Here is a 16,423-nt window from a genome sequence, read left to right as displayed (position 1 = left end):
GTGGTCGGCGGCGGACCCGTCGGCATCCTCATCGCCCTGGTCGCCCAGGCCGCAGCCGCGGACGTCCGAGTGGTGGAGCTGAACGCCCATCGGCGGCTGCTCGCCGAGGAGTTGGGGCTGACCGTGTGGGACCCGGCCGCCGAGGACCTGGCCGAGCTGGTCCGGCAGTGGACCGGCGACGCGGGAGCGGACGTCGCCTTCGAGGTCTCCGGAGCCGCGGGCGGTGTGGACACCGCCGTCGACGTCCTCGGCGTGAGCGGCCGACTGTGCCTGGTCGCCATCCACCCACGGCCCCGCGAGATCAACCTGCACCGCTTCTTCTGGCGCGAACTCACCCTCATCGGGGCCCGGTTGTACGACCGCGGCGACTTCGAGCAGGCCGTCACCCTGGTCGCCGACGGCACCATTCCCGCCCAGCGCCTGATCACCAAGATCGTGCCGATGACCGAGGCACCGGCCGCCTTCGAGGCGCTGGAGAGCGGCGGAAACGTGATGAAGATCCTGGTGGACTGCACCGACGACACCCAGGGAGCCGCCGTATGAACGCCTTCGACCTCACCGGACGGCTCGCTGTCGTCACCGGGGCCCGGCGAGGCATCGGACGGGCCATGGCCCGCGCGCTCGCTGCGGCCGGCGCGGACGTCATCGGGGTGAGCGCCTCGCTGGAGGGGTCCGGCAGCGCGGTGGAGAAGGATGTGACCGCCGCCGGGCGCAGCTTCGAGGCGATCCGCGCCGACTTCGCCGATCCCGAGACGGTCCGGGCGCTGGGCGCGGATCTCGCGAGCCGGGAACGTCCGGTGGACATCCTGGTCAACAACGCGGGCACGATCCGCCGGGCTCCCGCAGCCGAACACACCGATGCGGACTGGGATCTGGTTCTCCAGGTGAATCTGAGTGCCCAGTTCGCGCTGGCCCGGGCGGTCGGCGCGTCGATGGTGGCACGCGGCCGAGGGAAGGTCATCTTCACAGCCTCCCTCCTAAGCTTCCAGGGCGGCATCACCGTCCCCGGCTACACCGCCGCCAAGCACGGCATCGCCGGTCTCACCAAGGCGCTGGCCAATGAATGGGCGCCGCACGGTGTCAATGTCAATGCCATCGCGCCGGGGTACATCGCCACCGACAACACCCAGGCCCTCCAGGACGACCCGGCCCGCAGCAAGGCGATCCTGGACCGGATTCCGGCCGCGCGCTGGGGCAGCGCGGACGACCTGGCGGGTGCCACCGTCTTCCTCGCCTCGGACGCGGCCGCGTATGTCCATGGCGCCGTCCTTCCGGTCGACGGCGGATGGCTGGGCAGATGACCACCGACCTCACCGACCTGCTCGCCGAGGCGCGGCTCGTGCCGGTCCTTACCGTGCCCAACCCCGCCACGGCCGCCCCGCTGGCCCGTGCCCTGGCCGCGGGAGGTGCGCGCTGCGCGGAGGTCACCTTCCGCACCCCCGACGCCGAACAGGTCGTGAAGGCGATGGCCGCCCAGGGCGATCTGGTCGTCGGCGCCGGAACGGTGCTGACCGCCGAGCAGGCCGAGCGGGCCGTGGCGGCGGGGGCCCGCTTCGTCGTCTCGCCCGGCGTGGACCACGAAGTCATCTCCCGGTGCCGGGAGTTGGGGGTTCCTGTGCTCCCCGGCGTGGCCACCGCGACCGAGGTGATGAGCGCCCTGCGGGCCGGCCTCGACACGGTCAAGCTGTTTCCCGCCGAGCCGCTCGGCGGTACGGCGATGCTCCGGGCGCTCGCGGCTCCCTTCCCCGGGGTGCGGTTCATGCCGACCGGCGGGATCGACGCCGCCGCCCTGCGCGGCTACCTCGCCGAACCCGCCGTACTGGCCGTCGGCGGAAGCTGGATGGCCACCCCCGCCCTCCTGGCGAACGGCGACTACGCGGAGATCCGCCGACTGACCGCCGGAGCGGTGGAACGGAGCACGCCATGGCCGACGTGATCGCCCTCGGCGAGGTCATGCTGCGCTTCGACCCCGGCGAGGGCCGCATCCGCACCGCGCGCAGCTTCCAGGTGTGGGAGGGCGGCGGCGAGTACAACGTCGTCCGTGGACTGCGCCGCTGCTTCGGACTGCGCACCGCCGTCGTCACCGCCCTGGCGGACAACGCGGTCGGACGCCTCGTCGAGGACCTGATCCTCCAGGGCGGGGTCGACGCCTCGATGATCTGCTGGAGGTCCGACGACGGCATCGGCCGCACCGCCCGCAACGGTCTCAACTTCGTCGAACGCGGCTACGGCATCCGCGGCGCCCTCGGCGTCAGCGACCGCGCCCACACCGCCGTCTCCCAGCTGCGCAAGGGAGACGTCGACTGGGACACGGTGTTCTCGGCCGGAGCGCGCTGGTTCCACACCGGCGGCATCTTCGCCGGTCTGTCGGACACCACCGCCGACGTCGCCGACGAGGCGATGGCCGCCGCGCGCCGGCACGGCCTCGTGGTCTCCTACGACCCCAACTACCGCCCCAGCATCTGGGCCGACCGGGGCGGACCGGAACGCGCCCGGGAGACCGACCTCCGGCTGGCCCGGCACGCCGACGTCGTCGTGGGCGCCCTGGGCCTGGCGGGCGAGCATCCGGGCGCCGTGCGGTTCGGGGCGACCGAGGTGCCGGACGCCCTCGCCGCCGTGGCCGACCTGCTGCCGGACGCGAGAGTCCTCGCGACGACCCTGCGCGAGGTGCCCTCGGCGGGCGTCAACGACTGGACCTCGGCAGCCTGGTCCGCCGACACCGGCTACGTCACCGGCCCCGTCATGCCCGGTCTGCAGGTTCTGGACCGCATCGGCTCCGGCGACGGCTTCGCCGCCGGACTGATCCACGGCCTGCTCACCGGCCACTCCCTGGAACGCGCCCTCGCCTACGGCACCGCACACGGCGCCCTCACCATGACCACGCCCGGTGACGTCTCCATGGCCACCCTCACCGAGGTCGAAGCGCTCATCGCAGGCGCCACGGCACACGTCCGACGCTGAACCACCCTCTCAGGAGCACATCTTGCGCCGCCGGAAGATCCCTCGCACCCCCGTAGAGGTCACCGAACTGGGCTTCGGCGCATCGGTGATCGGCAACCTCTACCGGGTGACCGACGCCCATGTCGCCTCCGCCGCCCTCGACGCCGCCTGGGACGCGGGCATCCGCTACTACGACACCGCCCCGCACTACGGCCTCGGCCTCTCCGAACACCGCCTCGGCGCCGCCCTGCGCGACCGACCCCGCGACCAGTACGTCATCTCCTCCAAGGTCGGCCGCCTCCTCGTCCCCAACGACCACCCGACAGGCGTCGACACCGAGGGGTTCGTCGTCCGCGACGACCTGCGCCGACACTGGGACTTCAGCCGCGACGGCGTCCTGCGCTCCCTCGAGGACACGCTGGAGCGCACCGGCCTGGACCGCCTCGACATCGTCTACCTCCACGACCCCGACGACCACTGGCAACAAGCCGCCGACCACGCCATGCCCGCCCTCGCCGAGCTGCGCGCGCAGGGCGTGATCGGGGCGATCGGCGCGGGCATGAACCAGTCCGCCCTGCTCACCCGCTTCCTGCGCGAAACCGCCGCCGACCTGGTCATGCTCGCCGGCCGCTACACCCTCCTCGACCAATCCGCCCTCGACGACGTCCTGCCCACCGCACAAGAACACGGCAAGGCCATCGTCGCCGTCGGCGTCTTCAACTCCGGCCTCCTCTCCCAGAACCGGCCCGCCGAAGGCATGAAATACGACTACCAAGCCGCCCCGACCGACCTGGTGCAGCGGGCCATGGCCATCGCCGATGTCTGCGAGCGGTACGGCACCACCCTGCCCGCCGCCGCCATCGCCTTCCCCCGCACACACCCCGCCGTCATCAACGTCACCCTCGGCATGCGCACCGCGGAGCAGGTCAGGCGCAACGTCGAACTGCACGCCCGGCGCGTCCCCGACGGGCTCTGGGACGAACTGCGCGCGCAGGACCTCATCAGGGCCGACGTGCCCATCGCAGACGAGGAGCGGCGCCCCCGCCGTTCCTGACCGGCACGGCGGCACCGCAGCCGTTGTCCGGACGCACCTTCTGGAGCCGCCCATGTTCACGTTCCCGAATGCCAGCACCCCGAAGAGGGGCAGACACCCAGCCGCACGCGGCCTGCGCCTCCTCCCGGCAGCGCTCACGATGGCGCTCTCGGCCACCGGGCTGGCCTCCGTCACCACATCGACACCCGCCTCGGCCGCGACCCAGGCCACCTACTACGTCTCCCCCAGCGGTGACGACTCCGACGCGGGCACGATCACAGCGCCGTTCAAGACCCTGCAACACGCGCGGGACGTCGTGCGCACGGTCGACAGCGACATGACCGGGGACATCAACGTCTTTCTCCGGGGCGGTACATACCCGGTGGGCAGCACCATCGACTTCACGTCGGCCGATTCCGGAACGAACGGCCACCATGTCGTGTACGCCGCCTACCAGAACGAGAAGCCGGTGCTGGACGGCGGCGTGCCGGTGACCGGCTGGACACAGCACAGCGGGAACATCTGGAAGGCCACCCTCAACCGGGACGACAAGCTCCGCGCGCTCTATGTCAACGGCAAGCGCGCTCAGATGGCGTCGAAGACGATCAACTCGGCCGGATGCTACGGGACCTACAGCGTCACGGCAGGCCAGGCTCCGTGGGCCTGGGAGTCGGGTTCGCAGTGCGACGGAGCCAAGTACAGCCTCTCCGATCTGCCCGCCATCGCGTCCAACCAGGACGACGTCGAGATCAAGTCGGTGAGCACCTGGAACACGGCCATCGTCGGAGTCCGCCAGATCACCACGAGCTCGGACAGCGCCCATCGCGTGGCCCTGTTCCAGCAGCCTGGCGCGGCCATGGCCCAGGGATCGGCGTACGCCGGTTTCGTCGCAGGCAGCGGCAGCCACACGATCATGAACGCGTTCGAGTTCCTCGATCAGCCGGGCGAGTTCTACTTCGACAAGAGCACGCACACGGTCTACTACTACAGGTCCAGCTCCGATGACATGACGACGGCGCAGGTCTTCGCGCCGAACAACCTCTCCACCCTCATCCACGTCGCCGGCACGTCCACGACCGACCATGCGCGGAACATCACGTTCTCCGGGCTCACGATCGAGCACTCCGACTGGAACCTGGTCGACGTCGCGGGCTCCGTCTTCCGGCAGGGCCAGCAGGGCAACGCCAGCACCGACGTGTACGCCAGGAAGAACTTCCACGCGTACACCTACCGCAACGTCGACCTGCCGCCCGCGGCCGTCCAGATCGAGAACGCCGACGGGATCGTCCTGCAGGGCAACACGGTGCAGCACACCGGCGCCGACGGAATCACCCTGGCCAACGACGTGACGGACACGCAGTTGACCGGCAACGTCACGAACGACATCGCCGGGTCCGCCATCACTGTGGGACACCCCCAGCACGTGTACATCGGTGACTACACCTCGACGAACAACGAGAAGTACCCGGTGAACGTCGAAGGCCTCTGCAAGAACATCACCGTCACGGACAACTACCTCTACGACAGCGCGGTGCTGTTCGAGGGGTCAAGCCCGGTGTCGGCGTATTTCGTCGATTCCCTGTCCGTGCAGCACAACCGGATCGAGAAGTCCCCGTGGGCGGGCATCACGCTCGGCTGGGGCTGGTGGAACTTCGACGGTTCGACGAACTCCGTCAATCCCGGGAACCCGACCGCCACGGCGAAGAACAACACCATCAAGTACAACGAGATCTTCGACACGATGCAGGTGCTCGGCGACTCCGCTCCCATCTACACGCTGGGCAGCCAGCCGGGAACGGAGATCAGCAACAACTACATCAAGGGCGTTCCGGCCGGCCACAAGTATGGCCTGCACCCCGATGAGGGCTCCGCCTTCATCAACGAGCACGACAACGTGCTCGACGTCGACCCGGGCGTGTACTACGCCATCAACTCCGGTACCTGGGGCCGGCAGCACGACCTGACCCTCACCAACAACTACGGCACCGTCAACAAGATCGCCGGCAGGAGCGTTCCGAACAGCACGATCACGGACGTGCGGGGCTACGGGGACAACGTGTGGCCGTCGCAGGCGTACGGCATCGCCCTGAACGCGGGTCTGGAGGACGCGTACAAGAACCTCGTCCCCCAGAGCAGAGTGGCTCTCCAGGACTACACCCTGCCCGCGAGCACGTTCGCCGGTACGGGCGTGATGACCGTTCCGGTGCGCAGCCCCAAGGACGCGACCAAGACGCTGTGGCTTGCTCCCGCCGGTACGACGGCGTTCGCCGCCGGCCCCACCAGGACCAGCGCAAGCGGGACCTCGACGAGCATCCGCGTCCCGCAGACTGCGGGTGACTACCGGCTCTACCTCGTGGACGCCCATGGCAACGCGTCCCCCGCGTCGAAGGCCCTCGTGCGGCAGCGCTGGAGCCACGTCGACGACAAGGCCGCGGGCGTGACCTACTCCGGGAACTGGTCGAACTGGAACGACACGAAGGACATGAACGGGTCCGAGAAGGTCACGAGCACCGCGGGCGACTACGCCGAGTTCTCTTTCACCGGCACGGGCGTCCGGTACCTGAGCATGACGCAGCCCAACATGGGCAAGGTGGACGTCTACATCGACGGCACCCTGGCCCAGGCGGGCATCGACGCCTACGCCCCGACGGTGACGAAGCAGGTGCCGCTGTTCGAGAAGACGAATCTGGCCGCGGGCCCGCACACAATCAGGGTGGTGTGCACCGGGACGAAGAACACCGCCGCCTCCAGCGCCGTCTGCGCGTTGGACGCGTTCGCCTCCATCCAGTTCCCCGCGACGAACGCCAACTACAAGGTGGTCAACAAGAGCAGCAAGAAGGCCATCGATGTGTCGGGCGGATCGCTGACCGCCGGAGCCGACATCATCCAGTGGACCGACTCCGGAGCCGGGAACCAGAACTGGCGCTTCGTCCCGGTGGGTGACGGCAGTTACAAGGTCGTCAGTCGCAACAGTGCTCTGCTCATGGACGTCAGCGGTGCTTCCACCACGGACGGCGCGACCGTCATCCAGTCCTCCGACACCAACGCCGCGAACCAGCACTGGACACTGGTCGCCACCGGAAACGGCTACTACAAGATCAAGAACGTGAACAGCGGCAAGGTGCTCGACGTGTCCTCGGGAGGCACCCAACTCGCCCAGACAACGGACACGAACGCCGACAGCCAGCTGTGGAAGGTGGTCAACGTCGACTGATCCGCGAGCAAAGAAGGTGTGAGGGACGGTGCCGGCCAAACCTGGACCGGCGCCGTCCCCGCGCCGTCCCTGCGGCCGCTCGGCCGACTCGCCGCGGTCGGCACCGGGGCGCTACTGCTGCCGGGCCTGCTGTCACCTGGCGGAGCAGCGGCAGTCGCGCCGTCGGCGGCAAGTGACAGCTCCAGGCTCCCCGGCCCGTTCGAGACCCGGCAGCTGGAACACATGAACACCGCGGTGGACCGCGAGCCCAACCAGGGCGGCCTGGTGCAGACTCCGGACGGCACCTGGTACTTCGGACACACCACGGCCACGGCGACCAGGAGGGGCGTCCGCTGTCCCTTCTGCGGGTGACCTGGGTGGACGGCTGGCCGATCCCGGGCCGTGAGGTGGGCGCGGACGGCCTGGACACCATGGTGTGGACGGGCCGGGTGCCCACAGGCGGCACACCGGGCTGCCGGCCGGCGTGCTTCCCGCCGTGGTGACGAGCGACCAGTTGACCGGCACCGGGCCATTGGTCGCCGACCGAATGCCCCGGCCAGCTGCGGTTGAAGGCGTTCGCACCGCCGGCCGGCGACATCCTGACCAAGGCGGGGAACACCCTCACCCAGCGGGCGCTGCGCCCGGTGGCCTGGGCACGGTGACCGTCCGCATGGAACTGGCCCGTCTTGCCGACGGCCGGCACGCCGGACTGTGCCACTACGCGGCAGCCTAGGCAGGCCTGGGCGTGCGGCGCACCGGGAACACCACCACGATCGCGCACAACGTCGGCGGCACCCTCACCGACAGCCGGCCGTCACACAGCACGCCGTGTGGTTGCGTACCACGTGGGACGTCAACGGCGTCAGCAGGTTCTCCTACAGCTTCGACGGCGGCGCGTTCACTGCGTTTGGCAGGACGTACCAGCTCACCTGGGGCGGCTGCCGCGGCGACCGGATCGGCCTGTACACCCACAACCCGAACAACACCGGCTACGTCAATGTGGGCTCCGTGCATTACACGATCGCGCCCACCCACTCGTGCCTACCGGTGCGTCAGCGTGCGCAGCGGCAAGGTCGCCGGGCGTCCCCGGAGCCTCCGCTGCTGACGGTGCCGCGCTGATCCAGTACACCGACCGGGGCAGCACCAACCAGCAGTGGACGTTCTCCCGCGTCACCAGCCGGCACGTGGCGGCGGGGCCGGAAAGCCATGGCTTTCCGGCCCCGCCGTCTTCTGACCCTTAACGCGTCATGCCGTCACTGGATCGTCCAGGCCTGGTTCGACTGGTTCAGTGCCATCCACTGGTCGATGGCGGCACCGTTGGCCGTCGAGGCGGCGCTGACCTCCAGGACCTGTTTGGTCTCGAAGTTGCGGATGAGGTATCCGCCGCTGGTCGGCTCGAAGTACCAGAGCTGGTTGTTGCCGCCGTTGTAGGTGTACTGCTCCAGATTGGTCCCTCTGTAGTGAGTTGAGCCGCTGATGTCGAGGGCCTTGCCGCTGTTCCTGTTGACGATCTTGTAGAGCTGGCCGCTGACCTGCACGATGTTCCACTGCTGGTTGGTGCCGCTGTTGGCCGGCCACTGGACGACGCTCCCGCCGTCGGCGGTGGAGGCCTGGTAGACGTCCGCCAGCTGGCCGCTGTTGACGTTCTTGATGGTGTAGTACGTCGACGGGTTGACGTTCGGTGTTCCGGTCGCGTCCTCCAGCGCGCCGCCGGCCTGCTGCACGCTGAAGTCGGAGAAGAAGAAGTAGGCGCCGTCGGTCTTGGCGACCCGCACGTAGCGGAACTTCTGGCGGACGTCGATGTTCCCCGTCAGCGTGGAGGCCATCGGCAGCGTCGTGGCGCCCTGGCGTCCCAGCACGGTGTAGGTGGCGAACGACGGGTCGTTCGAGGCACGGATCTCGAAGTTGCCGCGCGTCTCGGGCTGGTCGATGTCCTGGCGCATCGTCAGGGAGTACTGGCCGAGCTGGTAGGCCTGGCCGAGGTCGACCTGCCACCAGGCCGAGGTGTCGGTCCCGGTCGGCGACCACCCGGTGGAGCTGTCGTTGTCGTTGCCCTTGGACGCCACGTTGCCGGCACCGTACACCGAGGAGGCAGAGGTCGGCTTGTTGTAGGCGAGGTTGATCCTCGCCGCCAGGGACTGGTACGCGGGCTCCAGCCCAGAGGCCTGGATCACGGAGGTGCCTGAGGTCGCGTTGCCGGACAGCGTCACGTTGCTGCCGTTGACGTTCTGGTTGATGAAACCGTCCGTGTGCGACAGCACGTTGTTGGAGACGGTCATGTTGTTGGAGCCCTCGTCCAGGTAGACGCCCGCCACCGCGGAACCGCAGGCGGCCGGACTCCGGACCACGTCGTGCACGTAGTTACCGTTGATGACGGTGCCCGGGTCGTTGGAGAGGTGGTAGATGCCGGCGGTGTCGCACAGCCGGTTCAGCACATTGCCGATCCGGTTGTAGCTGATGCTGTTGTTGCCCTCCGCGTTGGCCGCGGACTGCCAGCCCCAGCCCAGCGAGATGCCGGCCCACGGGGCGTCGCTGATGTCGTTGTGGTTGATGGTGGTGCTGTTGACGAAGCCCGCGTTGATGCCGGCGGTGCCCAGGTAGTCCTCGCCGATCCGTGTGATCAGGTTGTCGTTGACGGTGACGTTCTTGACGACTTCGCGGGCGTCCTCACCCGCCGGGGACGTAGGTGGGTTGTAGATGGTGTGGTACTCGACCGTGGGGTCGGAGAACTTACCCACCATGATGCCGTTGCCCGCGATGTCGTAGACGACGTTGCCGGTCACGCTGCTGTCGTGGACGCCGTGATGCAGATCGAGGGCGGTGGCCCCCATCTGCGTGAAGGTGTTCCCGGTGAAGGAGACGCGGTCGGCGTCCGCGACGTGCACCCCGGCCGGCGGACGGTCGGCGTACTGGTGGTTCGAGGAGTCGGCCGACACGTTGAAGAGGCCGCCCTGGCCGTTGAGCAGACCGTTGTTGGTCGCCTCCATCCAGGTGGTCTGGGCGAAGGTGATGCCGGAAAAGCGCAGGTCGTGGACAGGGGCGTCGAGGCTGGTGCCCTTGACCTCCACGAGCGTGGGCAGGGTGGGTGCCTGCACGGTGGCGGTGGACATGTCCTCGCCGGAGCGCGGCTTGTAGTAGACCGTCTGCGCGGCCGTGTCGACGTAGAACTCGCCCGGCTCGTTGAGGAACTCGTGGGCGTTCTCGAAGTGCAGCGGGGAGCCGTTGGACAGGACCGGGAAGGGCCGCTGGAAGAGGATGCCGGCCTCGTGGTCCTGGATGGAGACGTTGGCGGTGCCGCCCGCGGTGGTGAACGACTTCAGCCGTAGGTAGTTCTCCGCCCACTGCAACTCCAGGACCATCTCGGTCTGGCTGAGGTTGCTCCAGTTGGAGATCTGCGAACTGAGCACCTGCAGCACCTTGTTGGTCTTGTCGCTGCCCTGGAGCTGGAAGTCCGAGCCCAGGTCGGGGTACCGGGAGCGGGTGGCGCGCACTCCGTTGACGTACAGCTGACGGAAGTTGAGGCTGCCCACCGACGCCTTGTACTCGCCGTTCGAGGCGGTGGTCCATCCGGTGATCGACCGGCCGCTGCTGATCACGGGGGTCTCGCCGTTGTAGGCCTGGTAGACGACCGTGTGGCCGTTCGTGCCGGAGTCGCTCGTGCCCAGGGTGATCGGGCTGGTGAGGTTGTAGGTGCCGCCGCGCAGGTTCACGACGATGTCGTCGGACATGTTGGTGTTCGCGGCGCGGACGGCGGCCTGGGCCGCCTGGATGGTCTTGAAGGCGGCGGTGGTGCTGGTTCCGGAGTTGCTGTCGTTACCGCCGGTGGGGTCGACGTAGAAGTTCGTCGTGGCCGCTTGCGCCGACTGGACCGGCACCAGGGTTGCGAAGACTACGACTCCGGCCGCGAGTGCCTTGGCCAGTCCGGAGCCTATGCGTAGGGGTCTCATGCGGGTGTCCTCTCCGAGCAACGCTGCTCATAAGTTGCATTTATCGGGGCGACTCATTGCCCGCGTCAAGACGATAGGCAGGCACATTTTCCGCTGACATGGCGCCAGCCCTTGCAACACAGCAGGCAGATGCGATTAACGTCCCGATCAACCCGACGAAACCGCTAGTATTTGTCAGCACCGACAGGGCATCTATAAGTAGTACTCATTTTGTCTGGCGTGGACATCGGTTGAGCCGGACGCGCCAGGGAGGGGACGCTGGACGCACCGCCCGTGACGTGTGGTAACGGCGGGTCCGGCGTCATGGCAGGAAACGAGAGTGGGTCGTCCCATGGACAACCAGTCCGCCGTCTCCGGTGCGGTACAGGGCACCGGAGCACCCGAGGACTTCGCGGTGGTCATCGATGCCGAACTGAACGTCACGGCGTGGAGCGCCGGCGCCCGGGCACTGCTGGGGCACACGCCGGACGAGCACCCTCTACGAGGCGAGCACAGGCCATTGTCGTTTCCCGAGAGCAGTTGGCGACAAGACGGGCAGTTCCTGCGTCGAGCGGTGTTCAGCCTGCGATGAGCTGGCGGGTCTCTACTCGGAGGCCGTGGTAGACCTGCCGCCCATGGTCATCACCCGGCCTGGTTCCGGTCAGCATGACGGGGCGGCCAGGACGGCCTTTGCAGCCAGCCGGAGATTCCTGATCATTGGATTCGGGTCGCCCTTGCGGCCGACCAGGACGACCCGGCTGGGGGGAGCACCCTCGATCGGGACGGTGACGAGGTCGGGACGCAGTGAGCTGCGCCGATCGCCGACCGGTAGGACGGCGATCGCCCTGCCGCTCGCGACGAGTTCGAGCTTGTCCTCGTAGCTCTCAATCGGTGGCACGCCGGCCCCGAGGATCCGGTAGGACGTCCAGTCCTGGGTCTCGAACGCGCACGGGGCCGCCTCTTCGTCGGCCAGTTCTTCCGCGGTCACCGACGCGCGGTCGGCCCAGGGATGGCTGCGGGGGACCACGAGCATCCGGGGCTCCTCGTACAGGAGGGTCGTCGACACGTTGTCGGCGGCGAGCGGCAACGGCGTCCGCGCGATCAGGGCGTCGACGCCCTTGTCGGACAGTGCGCCGACGTCGCGGCAGCTCAGATGCCGGGTGGCGATCGCGGCGTCTGGGTGACGGCGGCGCAGTTCCCGTACGGCGGCGGTGATCACCAGGTCTTCGACATAGCCGATGGTGATTCGTTCGGTCCGGGCTTGTTCACGGACGGCCAGTTCGGCCTGGCGGGCGGCCTGCAGCAGGGCTTGGGCCTGAGGCAGGAATGTCTGGCCGGCCGGAGTGAGCCGGGTGCCCTGGGGGGTGCGATCCAGCAGTGGTGTGCCGAGATATTTCTCCAGCCGTTGGATCTGGCGGCTCAGCGCCGGCTGGGCTACGTGCAGGTCGGCGGCAGCCCGGCCGAAATGCTGGTGCGCCGCCACCACGGTGAAGTAGCGCACCAGCCGCAGTTCCAGGTCCTGTCCGAGATCGTTCACCGTTGCAGGGTACGCGTCATGCTGTTTCGGAATGACCGGTTGCCGAAAGGGTCTTGGACGGCCATGCCGTCCGAGGCCTTGACTGAAGGAGCAAAGTTTCCCTGAGAAAGCGACAGGCGCGATGAAGGCGATCCAGTTCCACGAGGCGGGCGGGCCGGAAGTTCTGCGGTACGACGAGGTGCCGGTTCCCGAGATCGGTCCGGGCGAGGTGCTCGTGCGGGTGTACGCGGTGGGCATCAACCCGCCGGACTGGTACCTGCGTGAGGGGATGAAGGTCATGCCGGCCGAGATGAGGCCGGTGCTGGAGTTCCCCCTCATCCCCGGAACGGACATGTCGGGCGTGGTCGAGGCGGTCGCTCCGGACGTGTCCGGGTTCGCCGTCGGTGACGAGGTCTTCGGCATGCTGCGGTTCCCGGGATTCGACGGCCGGACGTACGCCGAGTACGTGGCCGCGCCGGCTTCTGACCTGGCTCACAAGCCGGCCGGTATCGACCACGTTGAGGCGGCCGGGGCGCCGATGGCCCTGCTGACGGCCTGGCAGTACCTGGTTGATCTCGGCCACGACGTGCCGTCTCCCTTCACCGGCCAGGTGCACCAGCCGGTGCCGATCACGCCAGGGATGACCGTGCTGGTCAACGGGGCCGCTGGTGGAGTGGGTCACTCCGCGGTGCAGCTGGCGAAATGGAAGGGGGCACACGTCATCGCGGTGGCCTCAAGCCGGCACGAGCAGTTCCTGCGCAAGCTCGGCGCCGATGAGTTCATCGACTACACCAGGACGCAGGCCGCGGACGTGGTCAGCGGCGTCGACCTGGTGATCGACACCGTCGGTGGCCCGGACAGCTCCCGTTTCCTGACCGTGCTCAAGCGCGGCGGCACCATGCTTCCGGTGTTCTTCGCCCAGTACGACCCGGAAGAGACGGCGCGTCTGGGCATCACCGTCTCGAACATTCAGGTGCGTTCCAACGGCCCCCAGCTCGCCGAGATCGGGCGCCTGTTCGACGAGGGCGAGCTCCAGGTCGGGGTGGACAGCACCTACCCGCTTTCCGAAGCGGGCAGCGCACACGCGCGAGCCGCGCAGGGCCACATCCAGGGCAAGATCGTGCTGACGGTGGTCTCGTGATCGCCGACCTCCAGCAGGCGGTGGCGCACTACGCCCATGCCCTGGACGAGCTGAATGTCGCCGAGTTGGAAGCGGTCCTGACCGAGGACACCACCTGGACCTTCACGATGCCCGGACAGGGGGTGCTCGGCCCGGTCGCCGGACGCGCGGCGGTGCTCGACTTCATCCGTGACGGGCACGCGTCCCAGACCGGAAGGGTGCGGCACCACCTGGGTAACGTCGTAAACGGGCGTGCCTCAAGGCTGAATGTTTTCCAGGTCCTTGAGGAGGCTGGAGTGCGTCGGCTGCCACCCGAGAGCATCGCGCGTGTGGGCGCTGGAGGCCGGCTGGTCCATGGCGAAGATCGGGCCGAACGGGCCGAAGTCCTCTTCCGGAACCTCCTCGACCGGCAGGCCCAGTCGTCGGCCGATGACTGTCGCGATGTCCCGCACCGCGTCGCCCTCGTCGCCGACGGCGTGCCAGGACGTCCCGGCGGGTGCCGACTCGAGGACCAGACGGAACAGGACCGCTGCGTCGAGCGCGTGCACGGCCGGCCAACGCTGGGTGCCGTCACCCGGGTAACCGGCCACCCCGGTACGGCGCGCCGCGTCGACCAGCAGGCCGGCGAATCCGCCCCGGCCCTCATTGTGGACCGTGCGCGGCATGCGGACGGCCATACTGCGCAGACCGCGCGAGGCGAGATCCAGCAGCGCCGTGACCGAACGGCCCCGACCGCCCACCGGTCCGTCGGTCGGCAGCGGATCGGCCTCGGTGGAGGCACGGCCCGGAACCCACGGCGTACCCGAGACCGTGACGATCGGGCGGTCGCTGCCGATGAGTTCCTGCCCCAGCGCGGCGACAGCGGCGCTCTCCTCGGCGATGGCGTGCGCGAGCGCGTCCGGGCTGCTGTAGTCGCGTCCGAACGCCAGACTGATCACGCCGTCGCACTGCGCAGCACCGGACCGCAGGACGTCGAGGTCCGCCAGGTCTCCTCGCAGCACCTTGGCGCCGGCGCTCTCGAGGACCTGTGCGGAGCCGTCCGAGCGGGCCAGTGCGAGGACGGTGTGGCCGTTGCCGAGCAGTTCGGCGACGACGGCGGAGCCGATGGTGCCGGTACCGCCGGTGATGAAGACGTGCATGGCTCTCCCTCAAGTGATGGGACTCTTGTCCCGTCACTGACTTTACACCGGTGACGGGACAGGTGTCCCATCACCTATCCTGGCCTCATGGCTAGATGGCAACCAGGGGCGGCCCAGCGACTCGTCGTCGCGGCCGTCGACCTGTTCACCGAGCAGGGGTACGACGCCACCACGGTGGCGCAGATCGCCGAGCGCGCCGGCGTCACCAAGAGCACCTTCTTCCGGCACTTCTCCGACAAGCGCGAGCTGCTGGTCGCCGGCCAGGAGACACTCAGCAGGCTGCTCGCCGACGGCATCGCCGAAGCCCCGGCAAGCGCCAGCCCGCTCCAGGCCGTGGCAGCCGGCCTCGTGCGCGCATCGAGCGCCATGGGGCCGGCGAACCGCGAACTCGGCCCCCGCATCAAAGCCGCCGTGGCAGCCAGCACCGAACTCCAGGAGCGCGACACCCTCAAGAGCGTCGGCCTCGCAGCCGCCATGACAGCCGCACTCATCGCCCGCGGTGTCCCCGACCCGACCGCGCACCTCGCGGGCGAGCTGGGAGTCCTCGCGTTCAAGCGCGGCTACGCCCAGTGGTCCGAAAGCGACCGCGATGACACAGAAGGGCTCGCGCCACATGCGCTGGCAGCCCTCGAAGACCTCCGCGCGGCAACCGCGTCGCTGGGCTGATCGATACCGCTTGACTGGGGCAGACCTGGCCCAGTCGGCGCCGTGATTGCCGCGCCCCGCACCGCGCCACATGGCTGTACCTGCCGCAACAGGTTCGGAAACAGATGCTGGGCTTGGCGTCTGCGGGGCGCCGGACAGAAGATCAACGCCGCACCGGTCATCGCGCCCCTGTTCTATCGGCTCGACGCTCTGGCCGACCGGCCCGTCTCACCGTCATCCCATCCGCATGCGGCCCGGATGCTGCCGCCTGCCCTCCCGAACATCGATTTTCCGATCAGCGTCAACGCCCTCGCGGGGAACCTGTGGATGCTCATCAAGACCGAATGCATCCGCGGGCGCGTCTTCGCCACCCGAGCCGAGGTGCACCTCGCGCTGTTCGAGTACATCGACGGCTTCTACAACTCCCGGCGCATCCAGAAACGGCTCGGCTCCCTCAATCCGGTCGAGTTCGAAGAGAAGCACTACGCCGACCAGGCACCGGCCAAACGAACGAACCTGAAACCCCGTCAACCCACCCTGACCAGCTGATCAGCACCTCCCGCACACCGAGGGAACCTCATCAACGTCTTCCGCCAGGACGGCCGCACCAACATCGCCGCCGCTCTCCACCACACCGGCCGCGACTACCTTCGGCCCCTACGAACCCTCGGCCTCATGTGACGAACCCGGACAGATCCCGATCATGCAATGCCCCTGGGCCATGGCCGGTCTCGTCACCGCCGTGCGTGAGGGGGACATCCGTCCGGGTGAGCGCACCATCTTCATCCACACCGGAGGACTCCCCGGGCTCTTCGGCCACCGGAAGGCGCTGCACCGGGCCGGAAAGGTTCTCGCGGCCTGCATCAGGTCACCGAGGGCTCTCGTGACGCCTCCGCGCCCCGCCGCATCGC

At 68.6% G+C, this 16,423-nt stretch carries 15 protein-coding genes and 1 pseudogene; 13 read left to right on the top strand and 3 right to left on the bottom strand.

All coding sequences use genetic code 11. From position 1 onward, the window contains the following. The 8 genes from ACWDEW_RS46270 to ACWDEW_RS46235 form a co-directional block, all read left to right on the top strand. Nucleotides 1–543: zinc-binding dehydrogenase (locus ACWDEW_RS46270; protein WP_450521996.1), on the top strand; the 543-nt coding region annotated here is incomplete at its 5' end. After that, nucleotides 540–1,301 carry an SDR family oxidoreductase gene (locus tag ACWDEW_RS46265; protein WP_450521994.1) on the top strand — a complete coding sequence of 254 codons (762 nt, stop codon included), beginning with the start codon at nt 540–542 and terminating at the stop codon, nt 1,299–1,301. The genes ACWDEW_RS46270 and ACWDEW_RS46265, both read left to right, overlap by 4 nt. Then, nucleotides 1,298–1,936, top strand: a complete 639-nt coding sequence (locus ACWDEW_RS46260; RefSeq protein WP_450521992.1) for a bifunctional 4-hydroxy-2-oxoglutarate aldolase/2-dehydro-3-deoxy-phosphogluconate aldolase — start codon at nt 1,298–1,300, stop codon at nt 1,934–1,936. The genes ACWDEW_RS46265 and ACWDEW_RS46260 overlap by 4 nt, the downstream gene beginning before the upstream one ends. Further along, a complete protein-coding gene (locus tag ACWDEW_RS46255; protein ID WP_450521990.1) occupies nt 1,924–2,961 on the top strand; it encodes a PfkB family carbohydrate kinase in 1,038 nt (345 codons plus the stop codon). The genes ACWDEW_RS46260 and ACWDEW_RS46255 overlap by 13 nt, the downstream gene beginning before the upstream one ends. A 22-nt stretch (nt 2,962–2,983) precedes the next feature. Further along, nucleotides 2,984–3,994, top strand: a complete 1,011-nt coding sequence (locus ACWDEW_RS46250; protein WP_450521988.1) for an aldo/keto reductase — start codon at nt 2,984–2,986, stop codon at nt 3,992–3,994. Between the two features lie 52 nt (nt 3,995–4,046). Further along, nucleotides 4,047–7,187, top strand: coding sequence for an RICIN domain-containing protein (locus tag ACWDEW_RS46245; protein ID WP_450521987.1), 3,141 nt, complete (start codon nt 4,047–4,049; stop codon nt 7,185–7,187). Between the two features lie 18 nt (nt 7,188–7,205). Next, nucleotides 7,206–7,538: a hypothetical protein gene (locus tag ACWDEW_RS46240; protein ID WP_450521985.1), complete on the top strand. Its 333-nt coding sequence runs from the start codon at nt 7,206–7,208 to the stop codon at nt 7,536–7,538. Between the two features lie 462 nt (nt 7,539–8,000). Continuing rightward, nucleotides 8,001–8,285, top strand: a complete 285-nt coding sequence (locus ACWDEW_RS46235) for a hypothetical protein (RefSeq protein ID WP_450521983.1) — start codon at nt 8,001–8,003, stop codon at nt 8,283–8,285. Between the two features lie 134 nt (nt 8,286–8,419). Here ACWDEW_RS46235 and ACWDEW_RS46230 read toward each other — a convergent pair whose 3' ends face one another. Next, nucleotides 8,420–11,113 (bottom strand): RICIN domain-containing protein, encoded by a 2,694-nt coding sequence (locus ACWDEW_RS46230; RefSeq protein ID WP_450521981.1) that lies wholly within the window; start codon nt 11,111–11,113, stop codon nt 8,420–8,422. Between the two features lie 331 nt (nt 11,114–11,444). Between ACWDEW_RS46230 and ACWDEW_RS46225 the strand changes: the two genes are divergently transcribed. Then, nucleotides 11,445–11,684 carry a PAS domain-containing protein gene (locus ACWDEW_RS46225; RefSeq protein WP_450521979.1) on the top strand — a complete coding sequence of 80 codons (240 nt, stop codon included), beginning with the start codon at nt 11,445–11,447 and terminating at the stop codon, nt 11,682–11,684. Between the two features lie 69 nt (nt 11,685–11,753). Here ACWDEW_RS46225 and ACWDEW_RS46220 read toward each other — a convergent pair whose 3' ends face one another. Beyond that, nucleotides 11,754–12,629, bottom strand: a complete 876-nt coding sequence (locus tag ACWDEW_RS46220; RefSeq protein WP_450521977.1) for a LysR family transcriptional regulator — start codon at nt 12,627–12,629, stop codon at nt 11,754–11,756. A gap of 121 nt (nt 12,630–12,750) precedes the next feature. On the opposite strand from ACWDEW_RS46220, the gene ACWDEW_RS46215 reads away from it, so the two are divergent. Together ACWDEW_RS46215 and ACWDEW_RS46210 are read left to right on the top strand one after the other, a co-directional pair. After that, nucleotides 12,751–13,749 carry an NADP-dependent oxidoreductase gene (locus ACWDEW_RS46215; protein WP_450521975.1) on the top strand — a complete coding sequence of 333 codons (999 nt, stop codon included), beginning with the start codon at nt 12,751–12,753 and terminating at the stop codon, nt 13,747–13,749. Continuing rightward, nucleotides 13,746–13,961, top strand: a pseudogene (locus ACWDEW_RS46210) (nuclear transport factor 2 family protein); the annotation flags it as partial. The gene ACWDEW_RS46215 and the pseudogene ACWDEW_RS46210, both read left to right, overlap by 4 nt. 24 nt (nt 13,962–13,985) lie before the next feature. Here ACWDEW_RS46210 and ACWDEW_RS46205 read toward each other — a convergent pair. After that, nucleotides 13,986–14,867 (bottom strand): SDR family oxidoreductase, encoded by an 882-nt coding sequence (locus ACWDEW_RS46205; protein WP_450521973.1) that lies wholly within the window; start codon nt 14,865–14,867, stop codon nt 13,986–13,988. Nucleotides 14,868–14,954: 87 nt separating this feature from the next. On the opposite strand from ACWDEW_RS46205, the gene ACWDEW_RS46200 reads away from it, so the two are divergent. Both ACWDEW_RS46200 and ACWDEW_RS46195 read left to right on the top strand, forming a co-directional pair. Next, nucleotides 14,955–15,533, top strand: a complete 579-nt coding sequence (locus tag ACWDEW_RS46200; protein ID WP_450521971.1) for a TetR/AcrR family transcriptional regulator — start codon at nt 14,955–14,957, stop codon at nt 15,531–15,533. Nucleotides 15,534–15,575: 42 nt separating this feature from the next. Beyond that, a complete protein-coding gene (locus ACWDEW_RS46195) occupies nt 15,576–16,061 on the top strand; it encodes an IS3 family transposase (RefSeq protein WP_450521969.1) in 486 nt (161 codons plus the stop codon). The last annotated feature ends 362 nt before the right edge of the window (nt 16,062–16,423 follow it).

The organism is Streptomyces sp. NPDC001100 (assembly GCF_053598575.1).
The sequence above is the reverse complement of the archived record's forward strand: the minus strand, read 5'-3'. Positions and strand labels throughout refer to the sequence as shown.